The following is a 19,843-nucleotide window of genomic DNA, read 5'->3' as shown; positions in this document are numbered from 1 at the left end:
ATATAAGCCGTTGCGTCTTTTCAAAAGAACCAGAGTGTGCAACACGGGTGGCGAGTGAAATTAGGCCTCCGTGAAGCGGACCGAAACACTACCTTGAAAACCAATTGAGGACTTAAAATGAGCAATGTTGCAGAACAGGTAAAGAAGATCGTTGTCGAGCACCTCGGCGTAGAGGCTGACAAGGTCGTCGAATCTGCAAGCTTCATCGACGATCTGGGCGCAGACAGCCTGGACACCGTTGAACTGGTAATGGCTTTCGAAGAAGCATTCGGCGTGGAAATCCCGGACGATGCTGCTGAAACCATTCAGTCTGTTGGCGATGCTGTGAAGTTCATCGAATCCAAGCAGGGCTAATCCTGCTGCAAGAGCTAGGAACGCGGTGGGTCATTAGTACTCGCCGCGCCTGTTTTCTTTTAAGCTGCATGCTTGTCGCAGAGGTAAGGCCATTGTGTCTTCAGGGGGCGATATCAGGGCTGGCAGCGCTCAACAAATTAAAGTGCAGGAAATATGCGTCGAGTCGTTATCACAGGCATTGGCATGGTAAGCCCGCTTGGTTGCGGAGCTGAGGTTTCATGGCAACGTATTCTTGAAGGTAAAAGCGGTGCGGGGCGCATCGAAAACTTCGAGACCGAAGATCTTCAAACTAAGATTGCCTGTCAGGTCCCGCGCGGTGATGGCACTGACGGCACATTCAATCCAGACGACTTCGTGGCTCCGAAGGAGCAGCGCAAGGTAGACCCATTCATCGTCTATGCCATTGCAGCTGCAGACCAGGCCATTGAAGATGCGAACTGGAAGCCGGAAACCGAAGAAGAAAAGTGCCGCACCGGTACGCTCATCGGTTCTGGTATTGGCGGCCTTCAGGGGATCGCTGACACAGCTCTACTGATGGAAGAAAAAGGCCCACGCCGCGTAAGCCCGTTCTTTATTCCAGGTCGTCTGATCAACCTGGCAAGCGGTTACGTTTCCATCAAGCACGGCCTTAAAGGTCCAAATCATTCTGTTGTAACAGCATGCTCCACCGGCGCACACGCTATCGGTGATGCTGCACGTCTTGTTGCATTTGGTGATGCAGATGTCATGGTTGCAGGTGGTGCTGAAGGCACTGTTTGCCGCATTGGCATCGCAGGCTTCAACGCCTGTAAAGCACTTTCCACCGGCTTCAACGATGAGCCTGAAAAAGCTTCCCGCCCTTACGATAAGGGCCGTGATGGCTTTGTCATGGGTGAGGGTGCAGGCGTTGTTGTTGTGGAAGAATACGAACACGCAAAAGCACGCGGCGCAAAAATCTACGCTGAAGTTGTTGGCTACGGTCTGTCTGGCGATGCATACCACATCACAGCGCCTGCGTCTGACGGTGACGGCGGATACCGCTGCATGGAAGCTGCATTGAAACGTGCAGACATTTCCATCGCTGATGTTGATTACGTAAATGCACACGGCACATCCACCCCACTGGGTGATGAGATCGAGCTGGGTGCCGTTGAACGTCTCGCTGGTGATCATGCCGGCTCTCTGACCATGTCATCCACAAAATCTGCGACCGGCCACTTGCTGGGCGCTGCAGGTGCTGTGGAAGCAATCTTCACCGCTTTGGCGATCCGTGATCAGGTTGCACCACCGACGATCAACCTTGATAACCCTTCAGTTGAAACTGCGATTGACTTGGTCCCTAATAAAGCCAAGAAGATGGAGATTAATTATGCTCTGTCTAACTCATTTGGTTTTGGCGGTACCAACGCGTCTCTGGTTCTCAAAAAAGTTGAGGCATAACTCGCTTTTTTGATAAAAGAATGAAAGGGCCAGACTCCGCGCGGCGGAATCTGGCCTTTTACATTGCGGTTCCCGAATGGGTTAAGCTCTGTGATGAGTATTAAAAGCGTGTCTCCGGTAAGTGGGTGTCGGTTTACGGGCAAGATACGCAGATTATGGAGAGCTGCCGGCTCTCCCGTATTAGAGGGTTACAATGGCTCAAACGCCTGAAGACAACTCAAATGGGCCTCAGGATCAGCCTGATCTTCCAAATCAGTCGAGCGGACCTGCTGCACCGCGCAGTCCAAGTCGTGCAATCCAGCCGGATGCTGCACCGCCACCTCCGCCGCGCTCCCGTCATGCACGCAATCCAATTGTCATCACCATCAATTTCTTACTCTCCATGGCAGTCCTTGGCATCATCGTTGCCGGCGCTGCGCTGTACTGGGGTAAAGGAGAGTTTGATGCTGCCGGGCCGCTGAATGAAGACAAAACCTTTATCGTTGCAAGCGGAATGAGCTTGCCTCAGATCGCTGCCAAGCTGGAAGAGGAGGGGGTCATCTCCAACTCTCTCGTTTTTGAGGCAGGCACCCGTTTGTTTAAGAACGAGAATCGGATCAAGGCTGGCGAGTACGCATTCCCCGCTGGAATTCCCATGAAAACCGTCATGGAAGATCTGGTTGAGGGCCGTGCAGTGTACCACTCCGTGACCTTCCCTGAAGGCTGGACCAGCACGCAGATCATCAATCGTCTGAATGCCAACGAGATCCTGACCGGCGAAATTTCGGCAATTCCTGCTGAAGGCTCTTTGCTGCCGGAAACCTATACCTTCACCCGCGGAACCACCAAGGCACGCATCATTGATCAGATGCAGAAGGCCATGAAGAACCACATTGCCCGCATCTGGGAGCACCGCTCGCAGGGCCTTCCGATCGATTCGCCTGAGCAGCTTGTTGTTCTTGCGTCCATCGTGGAGAAAGAAACCTCCAAGGTAGACGAGCACCCGCGTGTTGCCTCCGTCTTTATCAACCGCTTGCGCCGCGGAATGCCGTTGCAGTCTGATCCGACAATTCTTTACGGCTTGTTTGGCGGCAATGCCTGGACCCAGGACCGCTCTGCAATCACACGCTCCATGCTCAACCAGAAGAACCCGTACAACACCTACCAGATCAATGCCCTGCCTCCAGGCCCAATTGGCAACCCGAGCGTTGCTGCCATGGAAGCGGTCGCAAATCCGGCCCGTACGAAGGATCTTTACTTTGTAGCAAATGGCACAGGTGGTCACGCCTTTGCCGAAACCTACCGCCAGCACCAGCGCAACGTGGCTGAATGGCGAAAGGTCGAAAGAGAGCTGCGCGCAAAACAGGCAGCCGAAAAAGCTGCGAAAGAGGCCGCTGAAAAAGCTGCCGAGCAAGAAGCGGAACAAGCAAAGAACTAACCTGCAGATCTTGCAGGACGAAATCGGAAAGCCTGCCCAGACAAAACACCGGGCAGGCTTTTTGCTGAAAGCGAAGGTTTCTCTTCGTAAAAGCTGAGATAGGTTTTGGGACGATAAGAGCCCGGAGAGGTAAGACCCACACAAACCCCATGGGATTGGTGGGTGTTCGCTGGTAAGCTCCGGGCGAGCAAAGATTGAATTGACGCACTACTAAAACGGGTGGTGGCATAAGGAGTTTCAGGGATGGCACTGGCAAGCATGACCGGATTTGCCCGCGTGGAAAGCAGCCATGAAGAGGCGCGCTGGGTGTGGGAGCTTCGCTCGGTGAACGGCAAGGGACTGGATGTCCGCCTGCGCCTGCCACAAGGGCTGGACGGCGTCGAGGCAGAAGTGCGTAAGCGCCTCGCCGCAAAGCTGAAGCGCGGTAACGTTTCCATCGGCCTGCAAATGCAGCGCTCTCAGGCAGATTCCAAACTTGTGGTCAACGAAGGGGCGCTGGAGCAAGTGCTCAAAGCCATCTCTCTCCTTAAAGACCGCCTGCCCAACGCCTCGGAACCGACACTTGATGGTATCCTCGGCTACAAGGGCGTTCTGGAGTTTGAAGAGGCCGAAGAGAACGAAGAGGCAAAGAACGCTCAGAACAAGGTTCTTCTCTCTACCTTTGATGAGGCTCTCAACGAGCTCGTCGCCATGCGCAGCAGCGAAGGCAATGCCATCTCCACGCTGCTAACCGGTCAGATCAACACGATTGAGGCGCTGACCAAACAAGCCGAAGAGCTGCCATCCCGCAGCCCTGAAGCCATCCGCGCACGCCTTGAGACGCAGCTAGAGGAGCTCCTTGAGGCAAGCAGCCAGCTCGACCCACAGCGCCTCCATCAGGAAGCAGCGCTTCTCGCCACTAAGGCAGATATCCGGGAAGAGCTTGATCGCCTCTATGCGCACGTGGAAGCGGTTCGTGAACTGCTCCTAAAGGGCGGAGCTATCGGGCGCCGCCTCGACTTTCTGGCGCAGGAGTTCAACCGCGAAGCAAATACGTTGTGCTCAAAGTCCAACAGTGTGGAGTTGACCGCAATTGGCTTGGAGCTGAAAACAGTCATTGACCAGCTCCGGGAGCAGACCCAAAACATCGAATAAGGCGTTTGACCTAAAAGGTAGACGTTGTTCGGGCAACAAGACACAAGCTCAAAGCTGTTCCATAGCAAACGCTCAGGCAGGCAGCTTTGAACGCACACACGCACAAGAAGACAAAGTCAAAATGAACTCAGAAAACTCTGGTGGGACAACCGTATCAGCTCAGGATATTGAAGATGTACGCCGCGGCTTCATGCTGGTATTAGCGGCGCCATCCGGGGCTGGCAAGGGCACAATAGCAAACCGTTTGCTAGCTGAAGATGACAAACTGGCTCTTTCCGTTTCTGCCACAACGCGCCAGCGCCGTGCTGCGGAAGAACATGGCGTTCACTACTTCTTTCTGGAGACCCAGGAGTTCGAACGCAAGATCACCGCAAATGAACTGCTTGAATGGGCTACCGTCCACGACAACTACTACGGAACGCCGCGCGAACCGGTTGACGCCAGCCTGAATGCGGGCAAGGACATCCTGTTTGATATCGATATCGCTGGCGTCCGTCAGCTTCAGGAACAGGCCGGTGAGGATGTGGTCGCAATCTTCGTACTGCCACCGTCCATTGCTGAAATGCAGGCCCGTCTGACAGGGCGTGGGGATGATGATGAAGCCGCCATCAAACGCCGTATGCAGACCGCCATTGATGAAATCTCCGGCTGGCAAGAGTTCGACTACATCATCGTCAACGATGATCTGGATAAGGCAGTAACAACCGTACAGTCGATCATCGCAAGCGAGCGCCTGAAGCGGATCAGACTGCCAAAACTCGCGGGCAAGATGGATGGCATGATCGCCGACTTGAAAGCTGCCATCGCGGATTGATGCGGAACAAACAACGCAAAGTCTTGTAGTTTCAATATCTTGACGAGATTTACTGATTCACATTATCAGTGAGTTGAATCAAATTGTGAACCAGAGTAGAGCAGGGCATCATTTGCATAAGCAGATGCTCTGTAAATAACAGCCGTCGTGAGTGAATAGCCATTGACCAGCCAAGTACAGAGACGGACTGAACTTGAGGACAAAGAGCGATGATCACACGACGTCAGGCGCTGAAAGGCGCCCTGTTTGGCGGAGCTGCTGTTGCAGGCGGGTTGGCCGGTGCCTCCAGTCTGTGGGCCCTGCCAAAACGACATGACCTGATTGCGCGCAATATTGATCACCAGCTGATGGATGGTGCACCTGCGACCAAGAACATGTTCACCTTTGGCGACGCCATGCCGCCGACCTTGCGCTTGAAGCAGGGCCAACCATTCCACGGTCGCCTCATCAACAAGCTGGAAGAGCCAACCACCATTCACTGGCACGGCATGCGCCTGCCCAATGACATGGACGGCGTTGCCTTCCTAACCCAGCATTACGTGTACACCGACGATCATTTCGACTATCGCTTCACGCCCCATGATGCAGGTACTTTCTGGTATCACCCTCACTGCAACTCGCTGGAGCAGCTGTCCTACGGCATGACCGGCCTGATGGTCGTCGAGGAAGACGAAGACCCCGGCTTTGATCACGACATTCCGGTCAACCTGCGCGACTTCCGCCTTGGCAGTGACGGCCAGTTCACCAAGCTCTACCAGGCACGTTCGTCAGCGCGGGCAGGGACCTTTGGAACCTACCGCACCTCCAATTGGCAGCCTGCGCCTGTGATGGATGTTAAAGCTGGTTCCCTTGTGCGTCTGCGTTTATGCGTTACCGATGTGACACGCATTTACAAACTGTCTTTGCCACATGGAACCGATGCGAATGTCATCGCTATCGACGGCAATCCGGTGGAAGCCTTTGCGGTGAACAAGCTTGCGCTGGGACCGGGTCAACGCGCAGATATCGCAATGCGTATTCCAGACGCAGAGGGCGAGCAAATCGAGCTAACGAACTACTCCTCGTCCTCTCCATGGACGGTTCTGTCCCTGCGGGCCATTGGTCAATCTCAGAACCGAGACCTGCGCGAAATCAAGCCGCTGCCAGCTAACCCGATTCCGCAGCCGGACCTGAAAAACGCGCAATACATCCCACTGGAATTTTCTGCCACCGCCGAGAAGCGCCCTGCAAACCCAATTTGTGGCAGTCTCGGATTTTCATTCTGGGCCGTGAACAAAAAGGCATGGCACGGAGCAGAGCGTGGCCCGCTGGATCCGGTAGAAGTTTTGAAGCGTGACAAGTCGTATGTGTTTGAGTTCATCAACCGGACACCGCGCACCCACCCGATCCATATCCATGGCATGACGTTCCAGCTCCTGAAGAGCAACAAGCGCCAACTCCCACCGTGGTGGACGGACACTGCACTTGTGCTGCCTGATGAACGTGTACAGGTCGCCGTGCGCCCGGATTATGAGGGCGACTGGCTCATGCACTGCCACATCATCGAACACCAGGAAAGCGGCATGACCGCCTTTCTGCGGGTCGAATAAGCCCGCATGACTGCAACAAGCAAAAAGCCCTGAGGCCATCACAGTCTCAGGGCTTTTTGCTCATCTTTTGAGGAGGGGTCAGATCGGGCGCCCTGCTCAGGCTTAACGTCAGAAACGATGCCTAAATGCCAGAATCCCGGAGCCGCCAAGGTTTCCTTGGGTGTGTCCTTCATTCACAGAAAGCGCCGCGCCCAGACCCAACGAGGTATTCTCCAGAAAATCAATATGATAGCGGAGCCCGAAATCCAGCTGACGCGCACTTGGCGTCAGGTCAATCTCATGAGCAGCGTAGGAAATTGTTCCGTCCTCCATGCGCCCGGTCGGCAAACGAACAGTCGCGCTACCTTGCTCAACCCGTAAAGGCTGCCGAAGTGAGAACGTGACTGCGTCGCTCTTCGCAAACACTCCTCCAACCTTCATGCCAGCGCTAAAGGCACTATGAAGAGCCGGATCAAGAGACGTGATGTATCCTGCTCCACTGGAAACGGTCATCCCAAGCTCCGCGTTGGCAAAGAACGACAGGCCTTGCTGGTAGGTCCACTCACCGGCGAAGGAGAAGGCAGAACTGGCAGCAGACAGACTCTCATCATCCAAACTTTCAGCAGAAAGGCCAAGCGCAGTGCCTGCCTCTCCATTAACACTGAAGCCAAACACACTTGTCAGATCAGGCGCTATTGTTCTTGCAGCAGAAAAACCAAAACCAGCAGAGGCAACCCCATCACTGGTATGCTCCACAAAGGCCAGCGCGCCAAAACCGTGGCTGTCGGACTTTTTCACCGTCGCAAATGCCATAGTGCCGGGGCCATCAGAAACGATAGAGGAGTCGCCGGAAAACAGACCACCACCAGATCTCATGAAGCCCAGATCCTCGCCAACCTCTGAGAACGCACCCGAAACAAACTGAAATCCGCCGGTATCCTGAGATAGCTCATTACCCATGAAGGAGTAAGAGGCCGCTGTGGAGGTTTTAACTGTGGTGTCGGACTGGAAATTAGCAAGACGCGCACCGAAGTCCTGCGACTGCTCTTCAACAAGCGCACGTGCATCAATGGTGAAGTTAGCGCCAAGGGAATCGTAGATTGCCATAGCGACCCCGCGAAGCCCATTCCTGATGGCATCACCATGAGCCGTACCAGCTGCAACGCTGACTTCCGATAGGGGTGCAACGCCACCATAAGCATTGTTGGTATCCGGAACCCCCACATTCCCAATCGGCAGCAGCGCCGCCTTCAAATCCAGAAAGCCATGTCCGAATTCTTCGTTATAGCCATGTGTCACACCGTTTCCAAAATCAACAGTTCCGCTCGCAGTCAGGAAACTGTTGTTGGCTGATGCAAACAACCTCTTAAGCAAATCAGCAGCTGGCAAAGCCGGAAACGCTTCAGCCAAGAGGGCGATCGAACCAGAGATCTGCGGTGCGACAAAAGAGGTGCCGGTGTCAAGTTTGTAGGCGCTATCTGACGAGGTAGTTCCGCCACGAACACTACCATTTGCCGTTAAACAATACTGCGCCGTCTCAAGGCAGCGGGCAGACAGTCGATGCATTTCAGAGATGTTACCTGCTGCATCGTATTCCGGCAGCCCGTTGACAGCGACCACCCAGGAGCGTTTCAGTTCGGGGAAGATTTCCGGCAAGGCAGCGATGAGGGAGGAACTGAGGTCATCCTCAAAATTGGACTGTGCGAACACCACTACGCCCTGTTTTGTAAACTCGTCGAGCTTGCTAACGTAATCTGTCCAAACCTCAGCGCTCTCGTCGAAGTAGCGTGCAAGAAAGGCTTCGGCAGGTGTGTCGTTAGTGAACGTGTTGTCTTCGGATGGTGAGTTGACGAGATCGCTGACCAAAGTGTTGTAGTCTGCAAGCGTGATGCTTGCTCCGCTTATCTCAGAGAAGTAGCCCCATGAGTTGTTCTGGACAATTGCCCCTTTTCTTGAAGCATCCGACGTTGCGGCTGCAAGATGTGCGGTATTTGACTTTGTAGCATCGCCATCCCCCCAAGACGTTAGATGAAGGTCCGCGCCCGAGGCGACGCCCATTACTCCGTTACCATCTTGATTACCCGCCGCAATGGTCGCAACAAACGTTCCATGGTCTTCAGCTGTGTTCCCGCCGAAGACAGTTACTTTCTTTTTGCTCAGATCATTGTGGGAGAGCGAGAAGCCATCGTCGATAATAGCAATGGTCTTTCCAGCGCCAGTTAGTCCCGCTGCGCGGGCGTAATGCAGGTTAATGTCCGAATATGCGTTGCTGGTAATAGCGTGGCGTGCGCCGCTCGTAAGAGGCCCGACCGTAACAGTTTGCGCAATAAACTCACCGACCTGCAAAAATTGCTTTGCAATTTCCCAATCAAATGAGGTGATGCAGGTAGAAAACTCACCGGGCCAACGGTCAGAACTATCGCAGGGCTGCACGCGAGTTTCTGGTATCGGCTTGTGACTGGCGGTCGAGCCTCCACCGGATCCACCACCGCCGCCGCACCCCGCTAAACCGAGAGCTGTTATAGCCAACCCCGCCCCCAGAGTAGTTCTCTTAACAAACCTACCGATATTCACACTTTTGCCATAAAGATTAATATTATTAATCAATCTAAAATAATCGATTATTTTAGATTGGCAATCTCTGCGAGGGAATGGCCTTATCTTATGCACAAAGATGGACCGCATGCGTTCATTTGCGCCGATTTTCGCGAGGGATTTGCACCTAGTAGCCTGTGGTCTCGTACTGCCTCGAGCTATGTGCGGGACTGAAGTGATGAAGAATATTTAAGGATGGGTAGATTGAGGGGATTTAGTAGACTCGTATTAAGTCATCGTCTCCCGGCCACGTGGTGAAATGGTCGAGAAACAGGCAAGCCGGTTGTGCCGTGCTTGCCATTGTCGCTAAGTCAAAGTCGCTAGATTGGCTGCACTAATCCCTGTCAAACGCATGTGCCAGTGCAACAAAACCGGCAACATCAATTTCTTCTGCACGGGCCGTTGGCTTAATGCCAGCCGCTTCAATACGGGATTCCGCGTCTGGTTTGAGGCCTTTTAAACTGGCCCGGAGCATTTTCCGCCGTTGACCAAAGGCATGCGCGGTCACGCGCTCCAATGCCTTTAGGGGGCAAGCCAGAGGTTCTTTACGCGGGTGCAGCTGTACAACCGCTGAGGTCACCTTTGGGGGAGGTGTGAATGCCTTTGGATTGAGATCAAACAAAATGTCTGTATGACACCGCCAGTTTGCCAGCACGCCAAGCCGGCCGTAAGCCTTGCTGCCCGTATCAGCCACAATGCGCTGCCCCACTTCCTTTTGGAACATCAGGGTCAACGACTCCCAAAATGGAGGCCATTCGTCCGTTGTCAGCCACCCCAGAAGAAGCTGGGTGCCCACATTGTACGGCAGGTTTGCAATGATCTTGATCGGGCCCTCAGCAAGGTCAGCAGGATTGTACTTCAGAGCATCGCCCTCAATCACTTCCAACTTGCCGTTATAGTGCTCTGAAATCTGAGAAAGCGCAGGCAGGCAGCGCGTGTCCTTCTCAATGGCAATAACCTTCTTGGCGCCAGCCGCTAACAACGCACGCGTCAGTCCGCCGGGGCCGGGGCCCACTTCAACAACAGTGCAGTTACTCAGATCACCGGAACTGCGGGCAATGCGTGAGGTTAGGTTGAGGTCGAGAAGAAAGTTCTGACCAAGGGATTTTCGGGCATCAAGCCCATGCTCTGCAATCACCTCACGCAGAGGTGGCAGATCATCAATTTGTGACATTAAACGAGCTCAGGTTGGGCGAGGGCTGCTGCAAGACGCAAGGAAGCCATCAAACTGTTTGGAGAGGCCTTGTTGGTTCCCGCAATCGAAAATGCGGTCCCGTGATCAGGTGAGGTGCGCACATAGGGGAGGCCAAGTGTCACGTTCACAGCTTCATCAAAGGCAAGAGTTTTAACAGGAATAAGCGCCTGGTCATGATACATGGCCACTGCCACATCATAGGTATCCAGCGCTTCACTGTGGAACATGGTGTCCGCAGGCAAAGGACCTCGCGCGTCAATGCCTTCACTGCGCAGCTGGGCAATTGCAGGAGAGATCGTTTCAATCTCCTCCATGCCCATGGAACCACCTTCACCTGCATGCGGGTTCAGGCCAGCAATGGCAATACGCGGAGCTGTGATGCCGAACCGTTCGATCATATCTTTGTTGATGGCCCGGCAGCGCTCGACAATCAGGTCCTTTGTCACCAGCTTGGGCACATCAACAAAAGGAACATGAATTGTCAGCGGTACAGCCATCAGCTCAGGCCCCGCCAGTAGCATGATCGGCTCAACATCCTTGTCCCAGTAGGTCTTCGCCAGATCACCGAGAAACTCCGTATGACCTGGATGATGGAACCCGGCGTCATAAAGAATCCGCTTGGATATGGGGTTTGTCACAACTGCGGAGGCCCGACCCTGTTTGACATGCCGAACCGCAGTCTCAATCGATTCGATCACAAGTGCCGCGTTGGTGCCCGAAGGTGCGCCCGGCGTGACCTGCACAGGCCCCGAAAGAGGCACCACCGGAAGCGCTTCATCAAAGCACTCGCAGGCGGCTTCAGGCTCTATCACTTTGATTGGAATTTTTAATCCGAGATGTTTGGCGCGGGCTTTAAGGAGTTCTGGATCGCATAAAACGTAAAATGGCTGAACGTCCCGTTCAAAGCGCATTTTCCAGGTTTTTAGCGTAATGTCAGGCCCAATGCCTGCAGGCTCGCCCATTGTAAGGGCGAGCGCCAATTTCACTCTGCGCATGACTAAAAAATGTCTCCTGCTGCTGATCAGGCGATCAGCGCTGCTCGATCACAGCATTGGAGCGCAGGTCACGAAGGTAACGGCGAGAAAGCTGTTGCCCTTGCTTATTCCGCAACTCGCCCTCGATTGTGCTTCGCGCAGTCGCATCACTGTTGATTGTCTCTTTACCACAAAGAGCAACCATCTCAAATCCAGAGTCTACAGGGGTAGGCGCTGTGACGCGGCCAACAGAGATCTCATCAAGCTGTTTCACGAAGTTTTGCGGCAAATCAGTTTCCATACGCTTGCCGATCGGGCGAACGATCACTTCATTCAAACCGGAGGCGATGCGGATGCCTTGCTCGCATGAGGTAAAGCGGGCACGGAGCTTCTTCATCTCGTCCATGCGTTTGTTCCTGAACGACTTGCTGGCTTTTTCCGGAACCACAAAAATGATGCGTTGCAGGTCATATTCAACACTGGTTGTCCCAATGGAATCTTTGTCCTCTTTGCTCTGCAGAGCAGCAATCACATCAGATTCATTGATCCGAACAGTCGCACGGAAACGCTGCATCACCACCTCAGACCACGTGATCTCGGCGCGCAGGCGATTTTTCAACGTGCGTGGATTTACACCGCTTTGGGAAAGAGCCTCGTTGAACTGGGTAGGCGACAGATTAACGCGCTTTGCAATCGTTGAAAAAGCGTTGTCTACTTCGCTGTCAGGTACAGAGATGCCAACACGCTTCGCTTCTCCAAGCTTCAGCGCCTCATCAATCAGCTCTTCTCTGGCCTTTCTCTTGGCAATACTGGAAGAAGCTCGTGTGGTGAGTGTGATAAGCTTTGAGCGCTGCTCAAGTTCGTAACTGGTAATTGGCCGACCATTGACCACAGCAACAATCTTACTTGCTGCAGTTGCAGTCGTAAGCATTGGGCCAATTGGTGCGAACATGCTGGCGGCAACAACAAGCGAAGCACAGAAGCGAGTAAGTTTCATTTTTTTAAGCTCTCCGTCCCAAAGACATCTGCCCCCAACAGGCGCTCCCTAGATGTCTTCGAAGCATATATAGCGCGTCGTTCCAAAAAACAGGGTGCAGTCTGGGAAAATGTTATTCAATTTAATAATGGTAAATGAAGGCGACACTCGGTCAATCCTCTGGCTATTTTGTGTCATAACCATAGACTTAAGTATGTGTACGTACTTAATCATTGGGGTCAGAGCTAGAGTTAGATTGCGAGAGCGTGGTATCGCCAATGGTCCTCAGGCCGAACCGGAAGAAGAAGACCCGCTGAACCGGCTCCCCATTGTTCCGACTTCTGTCTTCACTATAGGAGATAGAAGCGTTAAAGCCTTCGTCAATATACCCAAGACCGACTGTATCCTGAACAATATTCTCATTGATCATATCGTAGCGAAGTGACCCGAACACACGCCAGTTTTCTTGCAGGTTCAAATTCAAAGAGCCTACAAACTCAGAGCGTTGCTCATCAATACCCGCATCCGGACGTTCTGCCAGATAGGCATAGGAAAGAACGGTAGAGGCTGGGCCATAACGACCACTTGCACCTACTTCAGCACGTTCCACCCCGAAATCATGTTCATTGAAACGAGCGTTACCACCAATGCGGAAGCCGGTGTTGGTGTCAAAGTATAAGCTCGTGACGTAGTCCGAACCGTCGGTCTCCAAGCCGGAATCACCCGTGGCATCAAGAATACCCGGTACGGCATAAGAGTTGAGACCTGCCAGCTGGAAGGAGCGACCAAACAGGCCACTCACGAATGAGCCTTTGTCAAATTGTAACTTATACTGCAAGCCGAGGTTCGTTCGTACACCGCCTTCGTTTCGGTCAAATCCGGAGAACTTGTCCCAATCGAATAGTGTGGATGCATCAAACACAATCGACTGCGCATCTTCGTTCGGCAGCTCGCCAATCTCGGCTTCGTTTGGCCGCACAATCAACTGCGCAATTGGTTCAATAACCTGATTGCCGCCAGTGAAGGTGGACAGGAACGGGAACCGATACTCCAGACCAATCGCTGGCATACCGCGGAAAACGACCGCGTCATCGGTAAGCTCAGTTACGTTGTCATCCGCGTTGGCAAGAAAGAAGAGGTTTGTCTTTGCATAAGCAAAAGGCGTAAAGACCTGCCCGATCGGATCAATCAGTGTACGCTGCCATGTCAGGTTTGCACTCACACGGCTGAACGTGCCTTCCACACCGCGGAACCGGTTCTCGCCATTCACGAAGAATGCGTCAGTGGTTTGGCGCGTCAAACTCGTCAGGTTGCCATCGTAATTCAGCTGCCCTCCAAAGATGGGCCTCTCGAAGTAAATTGAGTTATCGATCACCGGATGAACGAAGGGCTGCTTCTGCTGCAAATCCTCATTGACCATCGTGAATGGCCCGATTGGGTTCATCGGCTGCGTCGGGCTCGGATTGTCTTCCTGAGCAATCTGGAAGGCTAAGGCATCTGCATGAAACAGGTTACGCTGGGTTTCGCCACGCAGGAAAAGTCTGGAAACTTCCTGGGCGCTACCAAAATCAGCAAATCCATAGTCCTCGCGGAAGGCTCTATCGGTCGCATAGGTTACATCCCAACCAGTCCGCCAGCGGTTGGTAATGTCGAAGTTACTGTTCGAGTTGATGATGAAACGACCGCGTACATCACCGCTGGACCCCTCAAACGCGCCCGGATCGGCCTGATTGATCGCGCCCAACGACACATTGTAGTGCCCCCGGTCAAATCGCTGTCGCCATTCGAGTTGACCCAAAAATCCCTGGCGTGTAAGCGGCGTCAGCGTTGCTGTTAGGTCGTATGTTGGTGAAATGGTCCAATAAAATGGAACAGAGACACCAACTCCGAGGCGGTTCTGTGTGACAAAACTTGGCAGCAGGAAGCCGGACTTTCGTCCTACGGTCGGATCCGCGATTGAGAAGTAAGGGATCCTTGCGATGGAGTTCCCAAACAGCTCGATGGACGAATCTTCAAAATAGATACGCTGTTTTTGCTGATTGTGAGTGATGGTGGTGGATTTGATCCGCCATAAAGGCGGTTTAGGCGCTTTCTTGTAGACAGAATAAGTGCCATTTTGGAATATCGTCAGGTTGTCGTTGGCACGTTCAGCGCTTTCAGCCACAAAATGGGTGAACTGCGGTGTATCAATCTCCAGGGCGTTGACGAAGCCCTGTGCGAAGTCATCACTGAGTTCCAGATTATCGGCCTGAATGAAGTTGCCGTCAGGCTCTGTCATTTCCACGTTGCCGGAGGCCGAGAAACGCCCGTCTGCGCGGTTATAAGTGACCCGATCAGCGCGCAACGTATAGTCATCAAAATAGATTTCAACATTGCCCGAAGCAATAATGACATCATTATCAAAATCGTATTGCAGCTCGCGCGCTTCAAGCAACATCGGCTGAGACGTGTCGACGGACTGCTCCGCAGCGCTCGTCAAGTCAAACTGTGCCTGTGCAGGCGTGCTGAGAACCGCAAGGCCAGCGCCACACAACAGAGCAAGTGCAGAGACAGTGCGAAGGTATACTGGCGATACGCAGCCAGCTCCAACTCGCTTGATTTTCTGTTTCAGGATATTGGCCGAAACCATCAACCATCCTCCTGATTCAACAGAATAGTAAAACCCATAAGAACCCCAAATACGCCAGGTGCCCATGCCGCAACCGTTGTCGGAACAATTCCGGCGCCCCCCAGATCCCTTGAAACTTCAGACACGGCGTAAAGCACAAACCCGGCAATAATGCCCCAAGTGACCAGGCGGCCAATTCCCCCAAAACGCGATACACGCAGCGAAACAGCAGCAGCAATAACAATCATTGCCACAAGTAGGAGGGGTTTGGCTAGAAGAGACTGATATTGTAAGGAATATCGATAGGCTGGCAATCCGGCTCGCTGGGACAGCTCAATAAACCGCGGAAGGCTCCAAAAACTGATGGATTCCGGCGCGCCAATGCTTTCCTTGACCTCGGTCGGGGTCAGGAATGTGCTGATTGTATAGTTTCCATAATGTTGTGGATCAGTGTCCAGAGCATACACAATTGCATCCGAAAGGCGCCACATACCCTCTTCGAGAACGGCACTGCGTGCTTCGATTCTTTCAGAGAATTGGCCCTGACGGTCAAAGGAGAAGATGGTTACACCGTTCAGCGTTGCGCCTTGCCCGCTGGTATAACGTGCATGCAGAACCGACTCACCATCCGTACCATTCTGCCTGAGCCACACCTCGCCAGAGCCTTCCAGCAGATACGTTTGCTCCACACTGAAGAGGCCTTCGGCAACCTGGTCAGATTTCGATTGCAGGTACACCGCGCCCGGATTGTAGACACCCACAGCAACTATGCCCAGAAACAGGCCGGTCAAGAGAGCAGGGGCCGTGAACTGCCAGACTGAGATGCCGGCTGCCCGCGCAATCACCAATTCAAGGCTTCTGCTCAGCGACACAAAGGCCCAGATTGAGCCAAAAAGCACGGCAAATGGGATAACCTGCTCCAGCAGCAACGGAACGCGCAGTGCAGAGATGGCAACAATGCGCAGCAAGGAGAAACCTTCGCGGTCACCACCACGGCGCACGAGCTCAAGCACGTCAAACAGCAGAATCAGGACAGCTGCAAACAGAAACAGGGCCAGAATCGACTTCAAAAATCGTTTGGAGATGTAAAGACTAAGCGTTCTTCCGGTCATTACAGTCCTGCTGTCCTTTGGTTTTTGCGACCTATCAGTTTGGAAAACACACTTCGAATTCCATAAAGAAGGCTTTGCATTCCATCGACCAGACGCTGAACAAACCAAGGTCTTCTGTTCAAGCTAATGGACCACGCAGCAAGCGCAATTACGATTATTGGGATTGCGTAGAGCAACGGGAACAGGTTTGGAGCTGCACTCACGATGAGCGTGGCGCCAAAACCGGCTGTTCTGAGTAGAACCGCAATCGCGATTACTGTTGCTACTGCAAGGCCTTGGTCCTGCCTGGTGGTCTTGGGAGACCCTAGGAAAGCAAAGATGATGAGACCGAAGGCAATGGGGTAGAGCGGCACACTTAAACGGTCATGGAATTCCACAACTAGCTGGCTCCAGTTGTTTGCCGCGTAAGAATCATCGGGAGTTGCACGTAGTAATTCGAAGGTTGGGCGCTCACTTGCCTTAAATACTGGCTCGCGTGCCTCGGGAATCATCGAGGATAAATCGAATCCGTAGCTCTCAAAACTAACAAGGGACATGTCCGGCCCGGTGCGCGGGCGCCGTTGGATCGTCCCGTCCAGCATCACAAGCAGTGTTTTGTCCGCGGCTTCGATGATCCGACCTGTCTCCGCCGTATAAGTGAACGAGATTTCCGGATCGCGGGCATCATCCAGCAACAGCCCTTCAAGCAGGCCATCACCGCTTCTGTTGCGGATATGGAACGTCAGGTTCTCTTCAATGGGAATAAACCGGCCCGGCCTGATGATGTTGGCTACCAGATCCACACGGACACGCGTCAACTCACTGCGCAATTCTGCCAGCCCGATCGGCGACAGATACATGGACAGAAAATACATCAGGCCCGTGATGGTGATCGATACCACAAGAATTGGCCGGAGCACTACCCACTTGGAAGCACCTGAGGCGTTGATGACAATAAGCTCACTGTCACGGGACATCGCGTTCAGTACGATAATCAGCGCCAGCATCATTGCAAACGGCGCAATGATCAGGATGAGGAATGGCAGCGCCAGAGCTGTGATGTACCCAAACTGGAGCAGCGTCTGTCCCTTTGACGTCACCAGATCCAGCTGGCGTAGCGCCTGAGTGGACCAGACCACGCCGCTCATAGCCGCCAGCGACATGATAAACGCGCCCAAACTGCGTCGGATTATGTAGCGTTCGATTGTTTTCATTGTGCCGTGCACCAGAACCTTTTCTTGTTCAAATACGGGGCGGTCAAGCCGTAATCTTTTTCAAGATAACTCAATAGCATGGATTAAGGAAGAAAGTCGGCTCTCTGGATCTTTTAATGAATAAACTCGCAAGTTTCTTCGCCCAGTCTTGAAACGGGAACATTATCACGCCATGTTCTGCGGTGAATTTTACCAGTAGCTGGACCGCGCGTCCGCCTGTGGTCCCTAGTATATTCTGCTAGAAATTGCCTATCGCAGGTCATTCCAAGGAAAGAAACTACATAATGACGCAATTCACATCCATCAACATCGCGCAGTACTCTGATGCAGCCGCCCCTGTTCAGGTTGTCTTTGTCAGTGAAGAGCTCAAGTTTGCAGCAGAAGCTCAGGCTGTGATGGGGTCAGCAGGCAAAGTGGTTGAGCGCGCGGCGAAAACGGCGGATTTCACAGGCAAGAAATCCGGCATCATGCATTTGCTCGCTCCCGAAGGTCTGAATGCAGAACGCCTGATCGTGGCAGGTCTTGGCAAAGTTGATGAGCTGAATGAACAGGACTGGGTCAATCTGGGCGGCGAAGTTGCAGGCAAACTGCTCGCACTCAAGGTTGAAAATGCTGAAGTGACTATCCCGTCCGCAGCAACGGCCCAGCAGGCAGCTGATTTTGCTCAAGGAGCGCTGCTGCGTGGCTACAAGTTTGACACCTACCGCACTGTCAAGAAGGAAGCAGACGGCGACAAAGTATGCGAACTCACTTTGAAGGTGCAGGACGCAGCCGCTGTTGAACCGTTTTGGGCAGAAGCTGAAGCCGTTGCACAAGGCACCTTGCTCGCGCGTACACTGGTAGATGAACCAGCCAACACTCTGGGCCCGGTTGAATTTGCCGCAAAAGCTCAACAGCTCTCCGAGCTGGGTGTTGAAGTTGAAATCCTCGACGAAGACAAAATGCAGGAACTGGGCATGAACGCCCTTCTGGCCGTTGGTCAGGGCTCCGTTCGTCCATCCCGTCTGGCTGTCATGCAGTGGAATGGCGGCAAAGAAGGCGACGCACCAGTCGCGTTTGTTGGTAAGGGCGTTGTGTTTGATACCGGCGGTATCTCCCTGAAACCGGGCGCTGGCATGGAAGATATGAAGGGCGACATGGGCGGCGCAGCCGCCGTTATCGGCCTGATGAAAGCGCTGGCGGGCCGTAAGGCGCCTGTCAATGCCGTGTGTGTGCTGGGTCTGGTAGAAAACATGCCGGACGGCAACGCGATCCGTCCAGGTGATATCGTCAAAACCATGTCCGGCCAGACTGTTGAGATTCTCAACACCGATGCAGAAGGCCGCTTGGTGCTGGGCGATGCACTCTGGTACACGCAGGACCGTTTCGCACCGAAGTTCATGATCGATCTGGCAACCTTGACCGGCGCATGTGTGGTTGCGTTGGGTGGTCACCGTGCAGGTGTGTTCTCCGCTGATGACGAGCTGGCTGCCCAGATCTGTCAGTCAGGTGAAACTACTGCAGAGAAGATGTGGCGTCTGCCACTGGGTGATGAATACGACAAGATGATCGACACCCCGAACGCCGACATGCGCAACACTGGCGGCAACCGTTGGGGCGGCGCCAGCACCGCAGCTGTCTACCTGCAGCGCCACACCAATGAGACCAAGTGGGCTCATATCGATGTGGCAGGCACTGCCATGGGCTCCAAGAAAAGCGCGATCTCTCAGGGTTGGGCATCCGGCTTTGGCGTGCGCGCACTGAGCCGCATGGTTAAAGATCACTACGAGGGCTAAACCTCGCAAAGAGTGCGCAGACGCGTGCTATCAAGATGATCAGGAGAAGGCCGGTTGCACATGATGCAGCTGGCCTTTTTATTACTCGGAAAATGCTTGACCGGAGATGCTTAGAAAATCCCTGAAACGCGCAAGAAAAAAGCCCCTTCAAAACAGAACGGGCTTCATGAATAAAAAAGCTATAAGCGCGTGAGACGCAATTTCTAGGAAATTCCAGCGACCTGATAAGGCCGAGCCGGTCTCGAAGAACTCAGCAGGTCTGGTAATATGCGCAGGCGCCGTCGCTCTGTGGAAGCATGCCACCCACTGCAGCCGTTACCCCAACAAGGCCGGATACAAGAGCAAAGAACAATACAATACGCGCTGCCATTTGGTCGTTTCCTAAATATAAAATGCCTGCAATCCGATCACACCACAAAGATGAGCCTCGTCATCTTCCATAGTCTCGTGACGGTTGCGCCAAACTTAACCCTACAACGAAATTCCCCAGGAACGCGGTCAAGTCCAGCCCTTTAAAGTGTCTGGGCGGGGTTTATCAACGATTCCTATGAAAATTCCGGTGCAATTGGGATCATTCACGACAATTTTTGGATAAAAATGTGGTCAATTGGGAAACGAATTGATTTGGGCTTTACATGTTCCATTATCACCCCGATGGAGCAGGCCTGACGAAACCTGTCAGGCTGCGTGATGCCACAAGCCTGCCGGA

Annotated in this window: 14 protein-coding genes; 7 read left to right on the top strand and 7 right to left on the bottom strand. The window is 53.4% G+C overall.

Annotated features, from left to right (window positions below):
- The first annotated feature begins 117 nt into the window (after window positions 1-117).
- The 6 genes from IE076_RS00955 to IE076_RS00930 all read left to right on the top strand — a co-directional run bounded on the left by IE076_RS00955 (window position 118) and on the right by IE076_RS00930 (window position 6,727).
- Complete coding sequence (locus IE076_RS00955; RefSeq protein WP_008551920.1) at window positions 118-354, top strand: acyl carrier protein; 237 nt, start codon at window positions 118-120, stop codon at window positions 352-354.
- 153 nt (window positions 355-507) lie between these two features.
- A complete protein-coding gene (fabF, locus tag IE076_RS00950) occupies window positions 508-1,773 on the top strand; it encodes a beta-ketoacyl-ACP synthase II (RefSeq protein WP_189434553.1) in 1,266 nt (421 codons plus the stop codon).
- Between the two features lie 193 nt (window positions 1,774-1,966).
- Entirely contained in the window at window positions 1,967-3,190 is a 1,224-nt protein-coding gene (gene mltG / locus IE076_RS00945) for an endolytic transglycosylase MltG (protein WP_189434552.1), read from the top strand.
- Between the two features lie 243 nt (window positions 3,191-3,433).
- Entirely contained in the window at window positions 3,434-4,324 is an 891-nt protein-coding gene (locus tag IE076_RS00940; protein ID WP_189434550.1) for a YicC/YloC family endoribonuclease, read from the top strand.
- A 121-nt stretch (window positions 4,325-4,445) separates the two neighbouring features.
- Window positions 4,446-5,138, top strand: coding sequence for a guanylate kinase (gene gmk / locus IE076_RS00935; protein WP_189434548.1), 693 nt, complete (start codon window positions 4,446-4,448; stop codon window positions 5,136-5,138).
- A 209-nt stretch (window positions 5,139-5,347) separates the two neighbouring features.
- Window positions 5,348-6,727 (top strand): multicopper oxidase family protein, encoded by a 1,380-nt coding sequence (locus IE076_RS00930; RefSeq protein ID WP_189434546.1) that lies wholly within the window; start codon window positions 5,348-5,350, stop codon window positions 6,725-6,727.
- A gap of 108 nt (window positions 6,728-6,835) precedes the next feature.
- Here IE076_RS00930 and IE076_RS00925 read toward each other — a convergent pair whose 3' ends face one another.
- The 7 genes from IE076_RS00925 to lptF all read right to left on the bottom strand — a co-directional run bounded on the left by IE076_RS00925 (window position 6,836) and on the right by lptF (window position 17,359).
- Window positions 6,836-9,235 carry a S8 family peptidase gene (locus IE076_RS00925; RefSeq protein WP_209008740.1) on the bottom strand — a complete coding sequence of 800 codons (2,400 nt, stop codon included), beginning with the start codon at window positions 9,233-9,235 and terminating at the stop codon, window positions 6,836-6,838.
- Between the two features lie 400 nt (window positions 9,236-9,635).
- On the bottom strand, window positions 9,636-10,475 hold the full coding sequence (gene rsmA, locus IE076_RS00920) for a 16S rRNA (adenine(1518)-N(6)/adenine(1519)-N(6))-dimethyltransferase RsmA (protein WP_189434541.1): 840 nt from the start codon (window positions 10,473-10,475) through the stop codon (window positions 9,636-9,638).
- Window positions 10,475-11,491, bottom strand: coding sequence for a 4-hydroxythreonine-4-phosphate dehydrogenase PdxA (gene pdxA / locus IE076_RS00915; RefSeq protein ID WP_189434540.1), 1,017 nt, complete (start codon window positions 11,489-11,491; stop codon window positions 10,475-10,477). Before pdxA ends, rsmA begins: the two co-directional genes overlap by 1 nt.
- A gap of 34 nt (window positions 11,492-11,525) precedes the next feature.
- Window positions 11,526-12,467, bottom strand: coding sequence for a SurA N-terminal domain-containing protein (locus tag IE076_RS00910; protein ID WP_189434538.1), 942 nt, complete (start codon window positions 12,465-12,467; stop codon window positions 11,526-11,528).
- A 205-nt stretch (window positions 12,468-12,672) separates the two neighbouring features.
- Window positions 12,673-15,075: an LPS-assembly protein LptD gene (locus IE076_RS00905; protein ID WP_189434536.1), complete on the bottom strand. Its 2,403-nt coding sequence runs from the start codon at window positions 15,073-15,075 to the stop codon at window positions 12,673-12,675.
- A complete protein-coding gene (gene lptG, locus IE076_RS00900) occupies window positions 15,075-16,166 on the bottom strand; it encodes an LPS export ABC transporter permease LptG (RefSeq protein WP_189434534.1) in 1,092 nt (363 codons plus the stop codon). The genes IE076_RS00905 and lptG overlap by 1 nt, the downstream gene beginning before the upstream one ends.
- A complete protein-coding gene (gene lptF, locus IE076_RS00895) occupies window positions 16,166-17,359 on the bottom strand; it encodes an LPS export ABC transporter permease LptF (protein ID WP_189434532.1) in 1,194 nt (397 codons plus the stop codon). Before lptF ends, lptG begins: the two co-directional genes overlap by 1 nt.
- A gap of 284 nt (window positions 17,360-17,643) precedes the next feature.
- Between lptF and IE076_RS00890 the strand changes: the two genes are divergently transcribed.
- Complete coding sequence (locus tag IE076_RS00890; RefSeq protein WP_189434530.1) at window positions 17,644-19,134, top strand: leucyl aminopeptidase; 1,491 nt, start codon at window positions 17,644-17,646, stop codon at window positions 19,132-19,134.
- Window positions 19,135-19,843 lie beyond the last annotated feature (709 nt).

The organism is Pseudovibrio japonicus (assembly GCF_014651595.1).
Classification (GTDB): Bacteria; Pseudomonadota; Alphaproteobacteria; order Rhizobiales; family Stappiaceae; genus Pseudovibrio; species Pseudovibrio japonicus.
The sequence above is the reverse complement of the archived record's forward strand: the minus strand, read 5'-3'. Positions and strand labels throughout refer to the sequence as shown.